Here is a 12,665-nt window from a genome sequence, read left to right as displayed (position 1 = left end):
GGCAGGTCGCGTCGAACGCCGGGAGGAGCCATGGACGACGCAAACGCGGGTAACCTTGCACGCCAAGGCATATCTCTCCCTGGCGAGGTGGGGCCGGAGCGTCTCACCCCACTCCACCGAACCCCGACTTTGTGACGATGAGGGCCATGAGAGGACGTGTACTGGTCGTCGACGACGATCTCGCGCTCGCCGAGATGCTTGGCATCGTGCTGAGGGGCGAGGGCTTCGAACCTTCGTTCGTCCATGACGGCGACAAGGCGCTGGAGGCGTTCCGGGAGACCCGGCCGGATCTCGTGCTGCTCGACCTGATGCTGCCGGGTGCCGACGGCATCGACGTCTGCCGCCAGATCCGCGCCGAGTCCGGTGTCCCGATCGTGATGCTGACGGCCAAGAGCGACACCGTCGATGTCGTGCTCGGCCTTGAGTCGGGCGCGGACGACTACATCGTCAAGCCGTTCAAACCGAAGGAGCTAGTGGCGCGCGTGCGCGCGCGCCTACGGCGTACCGACGAGCCCGCACCCGAGACCCTCCAGATCGGCGACATCACGATCGATGTGGCGGGGCACTCGGTCAAGCGGGGTGACAAGCACATCCCCCTGACCCCACTGGAGTTCGACCTCCTTGTGGCCCTGGCTCGTAAGCCGCGCCAGGTGTTCACCCGTGAGGTTCTGCTGGAGCAGGTCTGGGGCTACCGCCATGCCGCCGACACGCGCCTGGTCAACGTGCACGTGCAGCGGCTTCGCGCCAAGATCGAGAAGGATCCGGAGCGTCCCGAGATCGTCGTCACCGTCCGTGGTGTCGGCTACAAGGCCGGTCCCGCCTGACCGTCCGGCCCCTTCGCGACCCCCGGAACGGCCCCACCCATGACGACCCTGCCTCACTCGCCGCCCCACCTCGGGCCACCCGCCACCGCCCACCGCGGGAGGCGGGCGTGAGCGCTGGGTTCTCCCGGTTCAAGCGGCTCGCACGGCGCGGCCTGGGCGGGCTGCGTCGGCTCGTGCGCGGGACGGCCCTGCGCGGGTACCAGCGCTGGCGCCGCTCCATCCAGGTGCGGATCGTCACCTCGACGCTGTTCATCTCGGCGATCGTGGTGGCGATCCTTGGCGTGTTCCTCATGCAGCAGGTGTCGTCCGCGCTGATGGACGGGAAGGTCAAGGCGGCCCGCCTCCAACTGGACGAGGGGCTGGCGCAGGTACAGCTCAGCCAGGGCAACGCCACCCCCGAAAACGGCAACTGGTTGAGCCAGACAGTCGACGGGTTGAAAGCCCGGAGCGGTCCATCCGGGCTGTACGAGGTCTACATCCGTGATACGACCGAGCGGTACTTCGGCGGCTACGCCACGAACGAGCTGCGCGAAGAGAGCGTCCCCCGGCGGCTGCGTGAAGAACTGAGACACGCACCGGCAGGGTCACGTGCCTATACCTACGGCAAGCTCTCCTACGTCGGAGGGCGTCCGTCCGAACGCGGGCTCATCGTGGGCGGCCGGACCGGCCAGTTCGAGCTGTACTACCTCTTCCCGCTGGAACAGGAGCAGCACACCCTCACCAATGTGGGGCGCTCCATGGCGGGAGTGGGCATCGTTCTGGTGCTGCTCTTGGCCGCCATCGCCTCGCTGGTCACCCGCCAGGTCGTCATACCGGTCCGGCTGGCCGCCCAAGGTGCGCAACGCCTCGCGGCCGGACGGCTCGAAGAGCGCATGAGGGTCCGCGGAGAGGACGACCTGGCGCGTCTCGCCCGCTCCTTCAATGACATGGCCGCCAACCTCCAAGACAAGATCGGCGAGCTGGAGGACCTGTCGCAGGTGCAGCGCCAGTTCGTCTCCGATGTCTCCCACGAGCTCCGCACGCCCCTGACCACCATCAGGATCGCGGCCGACATGCTCTACGAGAACCGCGACACCTTCGACGACCCGGCGGTCGGACGGTCCGCCGAGCTGCTCCAGAGCCAGCTGGAGCGCTTCGAATCGCTCCTCGCCGACCTGCTGGAGATCAGCCGGCACGACGCGGGCGCCGCGACGCTGGACGCCGAGTCCCTGGACATGCGCGACCTCGTCCTGCGCACCGTGGGCGACATCCAGGATCTCGCCGAGCGCAAGGGCAGCAAGGTCGTCCTGCAACTGCCGGGGGAGCCTTGCATGGCGGAGGTCGACCGGCGCAGAGTGGAGCGCATCCTGCGGAACCTGCTCGTCAACGCCGTCGAACACGGCGAGGGCGAGGACATCGTGGTCTCGGTCGGCGCCGACCGAGACGCCGTGGCCGTCGCCGTGCGCGACCACGGCGTCGGACTCAAACCGGGGGAGGGGCAGATGGTCTTCGACCGCTTCTGGCGCGCCGACCCCGCGCGCGCCCGGACCACCGGCGGCACCGGGCTGGGCCTGTCCATCTCCCGCGAGGACGCGCAACTGCACGGCGGCTGGCTTCAGGCATGGGGCGAACCGGGCGCCGGATCGCAGTTCCGACTGTCCCTGCCCCGTGTCGCCGGGGCCGAACTCCGCGGCTCACCGCTCCCGCTCGTCCCACCCGGGGCGGGCGACGCGCGTCCCCTCTTCGCGGAGTTGGAGGCGGGCGATTGATCGCGCGTGCAGGCAGGCTCCGCCCCGTCGTGGCGGCCACCGCGCTCGCCCTGGGCGCCTCCGGATGCGCGAACGTCCCCAGCGGCGGGCAGGTCGTGATCGGCAGGCCCGTCGAGCGCTCCGACCGCGTCGACGACCCGTATGTGCGGCTGATCCCCGTGCGGCCGAGCCCGGGCTGGGGGCCCGAGCAGGTCGTGTCGGGATTCCTGGCCGCCTCGGCCGGCTTCGACGACGACCACCGGGTCGCCAAGGAGTACCTCAACGTCCAGGACTCCTGGAAACCGGGCCTCCGCCCCTACGTGACCGTCGTGCAGAGCCGCGTCACCGATCCCCACGTGATCAGGACGTCCGGCAACCTGGCGACCGTCAAGGTGACCGGTGACCAGCTCGGGACGATCAGCTCCGACGGCCAGTACACCGCCGCCCCCAAGAGCCTCGAAGCGACCTTCCAGCTGATCAAGACCCCGCAGGGCCAATGGCGGATCACCAGCCTGCCCGGCGAGGAGAGGTCCGGGCTGCTGCTCACCAAGAACGACGTCGAGCGCACCATGCGCCCCGTCAACCTCTACTTCTTCGCCCCCGACCAGCACGCCCTCGTCCCCAACGGCATCTTCCTGCCGGTCGTCAACCGGGAGACGCTCCCCGCCCGGCTGGTCCAGGCACTGCTGACGGGCCCGACGTCGTGGCTGAACGGCGCCGTCGAGAGCGCCTTCCCCACCGGCACCAAGCTGCGTGGCCTCAGCGTGGAGAAGGACGTCGCGACCGTCGACCTCACCAGCGAGGCCGCAGGGGCCAGCGTGGGCCGGATGTCGGCGCAGCTCGCCTGGACGCTCCGGCAGCTCTCCGGCATCCAGCGCTTCCGGCTGCGGATCGACGGCGAGACGGTCTCACCGGACGGCCGGGACCCGACTCAGCCCGTGAGCGGCTGGACGGGAAACTCTCCGGACGGACCGGAAGGCAACGGCCAGACCCACCAGAACGCCTACGTGGCCGGCGCGTCCGGCTTCCTCGCGGCTCTGGAGGGCGACCACGCCCAACCGGTCGTGACCGGGCCGGCCGGGCGCCTGTCCCGTCCCGCGGTCTCGCCCGACTACCGTGAACTCGCCGGCCTCAGCGTCAAGGGCGACCGCCTCCTCACCGCCGCCCCCGTCACCGGCTCGCCCGCCCCCCACGTCCTGCTGACCGCCCACCGCGGTGCCCGCTTCACCGCCCCGTCCTGGAGCACCGACGGCACCCTCTGGACGGTCGAGAGTAAGGCCGACCAGTCCTGGCTCTGGGTGCGTACACGCGGGAGACCGCCCGCGCTGGCCGCGCACTGGGGCCTGGGCGGCCGGGAGGTCCTGGCGTTCCGGGTGGCCCGCGACGGCGTCCGCGCGGCCGTCATCGTCCGCCTCGACGGCCGGCCCCAGGTCCAGATCGGCCGCATCGCCCACGCCGCGGACGGTTCCCTGGACGTGGGTTCGTTCCTTCCCGTCAGTTCCGAGCTCCAGGACGCGATCGACCTGGCCTGGCGCGACTACGGAAATCTGGCCGTCCTGGGCCGCGCCAAGCGTGACTCTCTGTACCTGCCGTACATCATGCCGGTCAGCGGCAGCGCCATCACGTCCCTGGGAGTGGGAGCACTCGGCGAACCGCGTACGATCGCCGCCGCCCCAGGCGAGCCCGTCCTCATCGGCACCCGCTCCAACGGCAAGAACCAGGTCTGCCGCCAGCGCTCGGCCGACAAGTCCTTCAGCGAATGGATCTGCCCGACCCCCGCCCGGGACCCCAGCTACCCGAATTGATCGCAATCCCGGTCCAAGGGCTCGCCTGGGGGTTCGCTCTTGACCGTGCTTGGGCGAGCGCGACATCGCTTCGCGATCTTCCCGGCGGGGTTCGCCTCCGGCGTCGCCCCACCGGTCAGGTCACGCGCTCGCGCGGCGGTTGAGGACACCTGCGACAGGCCATCGATGGGGCCGGTTCGGAGTTATCCACAATTCGCGGCGATGGTTCCGATGGCGCTGACCGCGCGGGATCGTCGTAGTCATGAGCCTTCTCAATGACCTGATCGAGCTGCTTCTTCCCGACCATTGCGCCGGCTGCGGACGAGCCCCGGGCCTTCTCTGCGCCCCTTGCGCCGCCTCTCTCCTGGCCCCCGTCCGCCGCACGCCCGCCTCGGTCGGCGTCCCGGACACATGGACGGTCACCGCGTACGAAGACCCCTTCCGTACGATTCTGGCCGCTTACAAGGAACATGGACGTACTCCTCTGGCGAGCCCACTGGGAGAAGCCCTGGCGAGAGCCGTTCTCGCGTCCGTGTCACCTGCGACCCGTGGGCCCCCGTCAGTTGGAGAACTGCTGGTCGTCGGGGTGCCCTCCGGGCGGGCGGCCGTGCGGCGGCGGGGGCATGACGCACTGCGAAGTGTGGTGGACGTGGCAGTGCGGCGCCTGCGGGCGGATGGAGTGAACGTGACCCGGGCGGACGCGCTGCGGCACACGCGGCGCGTGAGCGATCAGGCGGGCCTCACCGTGTCCGAACGGGCGGCGAATCTCGCGGGCGCTCTGGAGGCCGTCCCACGGGCGAAGGTGGCGGGGCGCCGGGTGGTGCTGGTCGACGATGTGATCACCACGGGCGCGACGCTCGCCGAGGCCGCACGGGCGCTGCGAGCAGCGGATGCGGAGGTGATAGGCGCGGCCACGCTGGCGGCGACCCAACGGCGCGGAGCGCCGACCCGGCAATGGGGGAGGGGCGGAGGCGGTGCCAACCTTCGTGATCGATCGTCGAAGCGGTAATAGTCACCGACCGTCATCGACCTTTGTCCGGCTTGCGCATGCCTGCGGGTTTGTGAGGGGTAATCAACGTCACGCGATGTCATAGGAGGGGAGATCGTCATCAAACTCACCATGCAGTCAGGTTGATCTGACCTGCGAGAGAGCTGTGCGCTCGTGCCCGGTGGACAGGGCGATTCACGGCATGTGACGGGCTCCCAGAAGGGAGGTGGGCCTCGCTGAGGCGACCACCGATGACGGTCAGTGAGTTTTTCCTCGGCCCACCCCCCTGACATTCGTGGCGTAAGGGGTTAGCGTTCCTGACATGGCACCCGCCCGGGTCCGTGGTTGCGTCGGATCGCAGTGCTCGTCAGGAGCACGACAGGCGGTCCGGCTAGCCGATGCCAGGCGCAGGCGAAACGGCCCACGTAAGGCGACTTCTCGTCGACCGATCACGGTGCGCCTTAGAGGTAAGTCCTGCCTCGTCGAGGGATCCGACATCCTTCGAACCGGGAGAAGGGCAGTAGTGGCGAGAGCGCCGCGAGCCCCTCAGCAGGCGGATGTGGGGACGAAGACCAGGTCGGCCGGGCGGGTGCGACCCATCGTCCTGTGGTGCCCGTCCGGGGCTGTCAGACGCCCCGGATCGGGCGAGAAACGCAATCGGGAGAAGGGGGGTCCCGCGTGGACATCATCGTCAGGGGCCGGCACACCGAGATCAACGACAGGTTCCGCCGGCACGTCGACACCAAGCTGGCCAAGATCGAGCGGCTGAACCAGAAGGTCATCCGCGTGGACGTGGAGGTGTCCGAGGAACGCAACCCACGGCTTGCCGACCAGCGCGAACGAGTTGAGCTCACGATCCGCTCCCGGGGCCCGGTGATCCGGGCCGAGGCCGCCGCCGACGACCGCTACGGCGCCCTCGACCTGGCGCTCGACAAGCTCGAATCGCGGCTCCGCCGTGACGGCGAGCGTCGCAAGGCCCACGGCGGGAAGGCCCGCGCCAAGGTCACCGCGATGGAACCCGTCCCCGAACCACCGCCCCGACCGGCACCTGAGAAGGCGCGCAAGGCGGCGCCGAAGAGCGAGCCCGATGTCGCCGGGCGCCAGGCCCCCGGTGACGAGGACATCGTTCCGATCTCCATGGAGGGCGACGGCCCCATCGTCGTCCGCGAGAAGTTCCACCAGGCCGAGCCGATGGGCATCGAGCAGGCCCTCTTCGAGATGGAGCTCGTCGGCCACGACTTCTTCCTGTACCGCGACAAGGCCACCGGCCATCCCTCGGTCGTCTACCGCAGGAGAGGCTGGGACTACGGCGTCATCCGGCTCGTCGAAGAGTGATGCCGCACTTGCGTCACGTCACCGCCCGGAGCATGTAATGATCTGAAAAGGCGTTACCAGCCGACCCGCGGATGCGGTGGTCTGGGCGATCGGGCCATGCCGGCCCGGCCGGTCCCGTCCGGTCGTCCCCATCGCCTCCGCGGCGGGCCGGGTGCGCCTCGGCACGCGTTTCGTCCCGGGAGGATCCGGGATTCGAGCAACCCACCTCCGGGAACCTCCCGGGGCCGACAGCAGTTCACCGGAGGAGGCTCCGCCGAAGTTCTTCGGAGCCGCTCCCGGTACCGCACGTCCCGCCGGGACGACCCGCGACCCGCGACTCCTCTGGAGGCAGCTTCGGCACCCGCGACACCGTGCAGACCCCGGAGCCACCGATGAACCCATCGGCCCGGGCCAGCGTGCCGCCGCCCCACCCGGGTCCGCAACCCGCGACTCCGAGGCGACCGGAACAGCTCGCACCACGGCGGCGATGGACACCAGACCATCCGCGCCCGATCCCGGAACACACCGCGACCGGAGAACCACCGGCGGTCGAGGGCACTCGGCCTCGCGAGGACCGAGGGCGATCCCCGCACCCTCATGGTGGCCGGAGGCGACACGAACGCCTACGACCGTTCGAGGACAACCTCCGCAAGCACAAAAAAGTGGACGCCCCGGCGCCGTAAGGTGCCGAGACCGAAAACGTCCTGTAGAAACAGAACACTGACAGCGAAAGGGGGAAGCGGCGTCTCCTCCACGCCGCGACTCAGGTGAGCGAGAATCCCGAGGCTCGCGGCGCCGCGGCCGTACCCCGGCAGGCCGGCGCAGGTGCGACCCCTGCCGGCCGGGAGGCGGCGGAGCCGGCCGGCGCGGCCGACCCGATCCGCGTGCTCATCGTCGACGACCACGCGCTGTTCCGCAGGGGACTGGAGATGGTCCTGCAGGGTGAGGACGACATCGAGGTCATCGGCGAGGGCGGCGACGGCCACGAGGCGGTCGAGATGGCCGGCGATCTGTTGCCGGACGTCGTGCTGATGGACATCCGCATGCCCCGCCGCAGCGGCATCGAGGCCTGCACCGCCATCAAGGACGCGGCGCCCAGCGCGAAGATCGTCATGCTGACCATCAGCGACGAGGAGGAAGACCTCTTCGAAGCGATCAAGGCAGGCGCCAGCGGCTACCTGCTCAAGGAGATCTCCATCGACGAGGTCCCCCAGGCGGTCCGCGCCGTCCATGGCGGCCAGTCGTTGATCAGCCCGTCGATGGCGTCCAAGCTCATCACCGAGTTCGCGGCGCTGGCCAAGCGCAGCGAGGAGCGGACGCAGCAGGTCCCGGCACCGCGCCTGACCGAGCGCGAGATGGAGGTCCTGCGGCTCGTCGCGCGCGGCCTCGGCAACCGGGAGATCGCCCGCGAGCTGTTCATCTCCGAGAACACGGTGAAGAACCACGTCCGCAACATCCTGGAGAAACTCCAGCTCCACTCGCGGATGGAGGCCGTCGTCTACGCCGTCCGGGAAAAACTTCTGGAGATCACCTAAAGATCTTCATCCGCCCGGCCTCCTCGCGCGAAGTAACAGTGAGGCCGCCCCCGCCTGCCTCCGGCCCACCGGCCCCGAGCGCGTCCCGCGAGGATCGGTGGACCGCAGGGACGGGGGCGGGACGGCGGGGGTTGTTTGCCTGTGGCGCGAGCCAAGGATCCGGTGTGCGGAGACGACCGCACCGGACGAGAGTCGTTCGACCACGCGATTTCCGCCGGTGAGGGCGGCCTCCCGGAAAGGCGGGAGCCTGATGATCGTCCATCTGCGGCGACGGGACCACTCACACCGGCGCAGCCATGGCCGGACGATCAGCCCCGGGTTCCCGCGGCGGCGCCACCGCCCCACACGTCACCCCGCACATGGTGCGGGCATCGTCGGGTCACCCCACCTGGCGGGTCGGCCCCAGAGGGAGCGCCTCGCGCGGCGCCTCGGCCGAAGTCCGGGCACCCTGCCGTCCAGTGCGGTGGGTCGGCCGGTGGTGGGGCGTCCCAGCGGAGCGTGGGGGCACAGCCAGCTGCCTCTCCGGGCGACGAGTTCGCGGAGGCTCCCCACGATCCGTCGCAGGGGCGAGGTCTGTCTCAGCGCACGCGGGATGTGCATGGCGGGTCATCAGCCGGTGGTGGGTCGGCGTTCGGTGAGTTGGATGAGGAGGTTGCGGAAGCAGCGCTCAGGCGGGCCTTACGGGCGGGCGAGCGGCGCGAGTCGGGTCCGGGTTCGGGGGGCCGCGCCGGTCGGGGGCGAAGGCGGTCGGAGGAGGAGACGGAGGTCGAGGCGGCTTGGGCGCAGCGGCTGGCCGCCGGTGACAAATCCGTCCTGGAGGAGTTGTACGAGTCTTACGCCGCGCTCGTCTACGGACTGGCGCTGCGGGTCACGCGGTCCCGCGAGGCCGCCGAGGACGTCACGCAGGAGGTCTTCGGGTTCGTCTGGGAGCGTCCTCTCGTGTTCGACCCCGCCAAGGGGACGATGCGCTCGTTCCTCGGGCTACTGGCCCACCGCAGGGCCGTCGAGGTCGTGCGGCGCGAGGAGCGCCGAAAACGGCTGCTGCAACGGGTGCACGACCCGGCGGTCCCCGATCCCGTCGAGGACGTGGTGGCGGGCGCAGAGGTCTCCGGGCAGGTCCGGCGAGCAGTCGCCGGACTGCCCGGTGTGCTGCGGGAGGTGATCGTGCTGGCCTATTTCAAGGAGCGCACGTACCGTCAGGTAGCGGCCGAACTCGGGCTGGCCGAGGGGACCGCGAAGTCGCGCATCAGGACGGCACTGCGCCGCATCGCCGACACACTCGCGGAGGAGGGGATCACGCCATGAGTCCGGTGCACGAGCACGTCGCCTCGTTGCTCGGCGCCTGGGCGCTGGGTGCGTGCTCGGACGAGGAGACGCGACTGATCATGGATCACGTCCCTCACTGTTTCTCCTGTAGGGAGGAATCCCTTCTGCTCGGTGGAACGGCGGAGTTGCTCGGTGGTCGGCAGCCGCGCCCCTCACTGCGTGAGCGGACTCTCGTCGGCGCGCGCGCCCGCCGTCCAGCGGCGCCCTCCGTGCCGGACTATGCGGCGCCTTATGCGGCCCAGGTGTCCCTGCTGGATGCTCTGCTGGCGGAAATGTCGTCTTGTGATTGGTCGACCACGGTCATCTACGACTGGAACGTGCAGGACGTCGTGGCCCATCTGTCCGCCACCGACGGCCTTGTGATGGAGCAGTTGGAAGCCGGTGCCCGCAGTCCGGAGCTTGCCGCGGCCGACGTCCTCGCCGAGATCTTGCAGGCGGGTATGGCACGTGCCGATGGTGCGCATCGCGCAAACGACGGTGCGGACGAGGGCTTCGCCGACGGCATGTCCGAGGAAGCGATCGGCTCCTTTGATGGCGAGCGCTCCGGTTACGGCATCGCCGCGGACGAGAATGCAACCGTTCCTCGCGGGTCTGACGCTACCGAGACCGCTGCCGATCCTCCAGAGGGACTAGCCGCGATCGGTACGGAACGGGATCTGGACGCTCGTACGGCGCGCTTGATCGCGCAAGAGCGCGCGCGGGAACCGCAGGAAACGCGGGCGGCCTGGCGTGCGCAGGCGGAGGCGTTGTGCGCGCGCTTGAGCGAGGACACGGGCGCCGGGCTAGTGCGTCTCACGTTCCCGATGAAGGTCGCTAACGCGCTGGTGCAGCGGGCGTTCGAAACGTGGATCCACGCCCGCGACATCGCGGTGGCGACCGGCTGCTCGCTTCCGTCGCCGCTGCCCGGCCATCTGCACGCCATGGCGAGCCTGGGCGTCCGTGGGCTCCCGGCGGCCCTGATCCTGCACGAGGGGGGACCGGCGAACGGTGAGAGCGTCCACGTGGATCTGAAGGGTCCCGGAGGAGGCGAGTGGGACCTGCCACTCGGCTCGGCGGCCCCGGACAAGCCGACGGTGACGCTGGCGCTGGACGCCATGGACTTCTGCCTGCTGGCGGGTGACCGGCTCCGTCCGGGGCAAGTGCGCGTCGAGTTGGGCGGTGACGTGCCGCTGGGGCGACGACTCCTCGCAGCGGCTCCGGCATTCTCAGGTCCCTGACGCCGCCGCAGGGGCATCGACGAGCCGGGAGAGGCCGGGGTGAGCGGCTCAAGGCCCCCGGCTCTCTCCCGCCGTGCGTCGTCTCGGAGGACCAGGCAACGACTACCGGGCTGGGGCCCGGCTGGCGCCGGGATCCGTCCTGAGACCGGCATTCCTATTTTGTCGGTGTCGTGTCATAGCATCGCGGCGTGGACGAGGTAGAGCTCAGCGCGGACGAGGTACGACGGCTTCAACTCCGGGCCCAGGGGTTCCTTGGCGCGCGTCCCAAGGGTGGGGTCACGGCCATGCTGCACCGGCTCGGGGCTGTTCAGCTGGACACGATCTCTGTGTTGGCACGTTCCCATGAACTCGTCCCGTACGCGCGGCTGGGGCCGGTCGGACGCAAGGCGATCGAGTCCGCGTATTGGGGTAATGGCTCGTATGGGGCATTCGAATATTGGGCGCATGCTGCGTCCGTATTGCCCATGGCGGACTGGCCGTTGTTCACGTTTCGCCGCCGCGCCTACCGAAATCGCGGATGGCGTTGGCACAAAGTGCCAGAAGGTGTTTGCGAGGAGATCCGCGCACGGCTCGGCTCCGACGGGCCGCTCACCACGAAAGAACTGGGCGGCGCCAAGGCCAGTGCCGAGTGGTGGGACTGGAGCGACCACAAGATCGGCATCGAATGGCTGCTGGACGTCGGCGAGGTCGTCTGCGTGGAGCGGGTGGGATGGCGGCGGGTCTACGACCTGGCTGAGCGGGTCGTCCCACGGGAGTTGCTGGAGCAGGAGCCGGACGACGACGCGTGTTTGACGGCGCTGGTAGCGCGTGCGGGGAAGGCACTCGGCGTGGCGACCAGGGGCGATCTGGCCGACTACTACCGGGTCAAGCAAGACCAGGTCGATCGGGTGACCCAGGCTGCCGGTCTCGTCCCCGTCACGGTGGAGGGGTGGGCACAGAAGGCGTGGGCCGATCCCGAGGCGCTCGCCACTCCAGCACGGGGCAGGCACGTCACCACCCTGCTGTCCCCGTTCGACTCTCTGGTGTGGGACCGGGCGCGAGCGTCGCGGGTGTTCGGGTTCGATCACCGGCTGGAGGCGTACGTGCCCAAGGCCAAGCGGGTGCACGGTTATTTCGCGATGCCCCTGCTGTCCGGTGGCCGGCTCCTCGGGCGCGTCGATCCCGCGCGGGACGGGCGGACGCTGATCGCCCGTCAGGTCTCCTTCGAGCCTTGGGCCGTCCGGACCGCTGCGCGGGCCGAGACGTCCGCGGCGGCGCTGAGCACGGCCCTGGGACGCGCGGCCGCGTGGGTGGGCTGCGACGCCGTCCGGGTCGAGCGGATCGTCCCGGACGGCGTCGATCGCGCCCTCATCGACACCGCGCTCAAGAACGCCGCCCCCACGAACACTGCACTCACGAACACAGAGCTCACGAACACAGAGCTCACGAACACAGAGCTCACGAACACAGAGCTCACGAACACAGAGCTCACGGGGCCGAGCTGAGTGACACGGCTGCGGATCAGCCGTGCGGGGTCTGCTGGGGGTCGGTGGCGACCGGGGTGTCGATGGCCTCACCCTGCGTGCCGCCGCGACGCCGCTCGGTGCGCGAACCGAACAGTGAGTAGTCGACGATCTCGGGGATGACGCGGGGGGCGTCCACCACGACGTCCGAGAACAGGTGGACCAGACCGCTGACGATCATTCCGACGACGATGATGCCGACGCCGACCCAGAAGATGATCCAGGACGGGCCGAGGCAGATGGCCACACCGCCGACGACGAAACCGACGAAGATGATGGTCACGGCAGCCCATGAGCTGGGCCTTCCGGCGTGCGACCCGTGGGACTCTTCCGACATGTGGGCCTCCCCTCGATGCTCTGAGAGATCTTCTCCGGGACCCGGAAGGTCAAACAGGGCACGCTGTGGATTGCGCTCGCGAGTGAGCTAGACCATTCTGGGTCTCGCCTA

10 protein-coding genes are annotated in these 12,665 nt (G+C 69.7%); 9 read left to right on the top strand and 1 reads right to left on the bottom strand.

Annotated elements, in window-relative coordinates:
• Positions 1-146 precede the first annotated feature (146 nt).
• From mtrA to AMA02S_RS07630, 9 genes are all read left to right on the top strand, one after another.
• Entirely contained in the window at positions 147-824 is a 678-nt protein-coding gene (gene mtrA, locus AMA02S_RS07670; RefSeq protein WP_067453668.1) for an MtrAB system response regulator MtrA, read from the top strand.
• Between the two features lie 107 nt (positions 825-931).
• Complete coding sequence (gene mtrB, locus AMA02S_RS07665) at positions 932-2,572, top strand: MtrAB system histidine kinase MtrB (RefSeq protein ID WP_084264798.1); 1,641 nt, start codon at positions 932-934, stop codon at positions 2,570-2,572.
• Positions 2,569-4,356 (top strand): LpqB family beta-propeller domain-containing protein, encoded by a 1,788-nt coding sequence (locus AMA02S_RS07660; RefSeq protein ID WP_245667389.1) that lies wholly within the window; start codon positions 2,569-2,571, stop codon positions 4,354-4,356. The genes mtrB and AMA02S_RS07660 overlap by 4 nt, the downstream gene beginning before the upstream one ends.
• A 664-nt stretch (positions 4,357-5,020) precedes the next feature.
• On the top strand, positions 5,021-5,344 hold the full coding sequence (locus tag AMA02S_RS44920) for a ComF family protein (protein WP_369688378.1): 324 nt from the start codon (positions 5,021-5,023) through the stop codon (positions 5,342-5,344).
• Between the two features lie 657 nt (positions 5,345-6,001).
• Entirely contained in the window at positions 6,002-6,658 is a 657-nt protein-coding gene (gene hpf / locus AMA02S_RS07650; protein ID WP_067453664.1) for a ribosome hibernation-promoting factor, HPF/YfiA family, read from the top strand.
• A gap of 746 nt (positions 6,659-7,404) precedes the next feature.
• Positions 7,405-8,172 carry a response regulator gene (locus tag AMA02S_RS07645; RefSeq protein ID WP_067453661.1) on the top strand — a complete coding sequence of 256 codons (768 nt, stop codon included), beginning with the start codon at positions 7,405-7,407 and terminating at the stop codon, positions 8,170-8,172.
• An 822-nt stretch (positions 8,173-8,994) separates the two neighbouring features.
• Positions 8,995-9,477, top strand: coding sequence for a sigma-70 family RNA polymerase sigma factor (locus AMA02S_RS07640; RefSeq protein ID WP_218004872.1), 483 nt, complete (start codon positions 8,995-8,997; stop codon positions 9,475-9,477).
• Positions 9,474-10,715, top strand: a complete 1,242-nt coding sequence (locus AMA02S_RS07635) for a maleylpyruvate isomerase N-terminal domain-containing protein (RefSeq protein ID WP_067453658.1) — start codon at positions 9,474-9,476, stop codon at positions 10,713-10,715. Before AMA02S_RS07640 ends, AMA02S_RS07635 begins: the two co-directional genes overlap by 4 nt.
• A gap of 284 nt (positions 10,716-10,999) precedes the next feature.
• Positions 11,000-12,199 (top strand): DNA glycosylase AlkZ-like family protein, encoded by a 1,200-nt coding sequence (locus tag AMA02S_RS07630; protein ID WP_084264796.1) that lies wholly within the window; start codon positions 11,000-11,002, stop codon positions 12,197-12,199.
• A 16-nt stretch (positions 12,200-12,215) separates the two neighbouring features.
• Here AMA02S_RS07630 and AMA02S_RS07625 read toward each other — a convergent pair whose 3' ends face one another.
• Entirely contained in the window at positions 12,216-12,554 is a 339-nt protein-coding gene (locus tag AMA02S_RS07625) for an HGxxPAAW family protein (protein ID WP_067453655.1), read from the bottom strand.
• Positions 12,555-12,665 lie beyond the last annotated feature (111 nt).

Origin of the sequence: Actinomadura macra NBRC 14102 (assembly GCF_001552215.1) — a bacterium.
GTDB classification, from domain to species: domain Bacteria; phylum Actinomycetota; class Actinomycetes; order Streptosporangiales; family Streptosporangiaceae; genus Spirillospora; species Spirillospora macra.
Note: the sequence above shows the minus strand (reverse complement) of the source record. Positions and strands in the feature narration are given on the sequence as shown.

Coding starts and splice junctions, on each gene's coding strand:
- mtrA (WP_067453668.1), top strand. CDS start 147: ATGAGAGGACGTGTACTGGTCGTCGACGACGATCTCGCGCTCGCCGAG.
- AMA02S_RS07635 (WP_067453658.1), top strand. CDS start 9,474: ATGAGTCCGGTGCACGAGCACGTCGCCTCGTTGCTCGGCGCCTGGGCG.
- AMA02S_RS07630 (WP_084264796.1), top strand. CDS start 11,000: ATGCTGCACCGGCTCGGGGCTGTTCAGCTGGACACGATCTCTGTGTTG.
- AMA02S_RS07625 (WP_067453655.1), bottom strand. CDS start 12,554: ATGTCGGAAGAGTCCCACGGGTCGCACGCCGGAAGGCCCAGCTCATGG.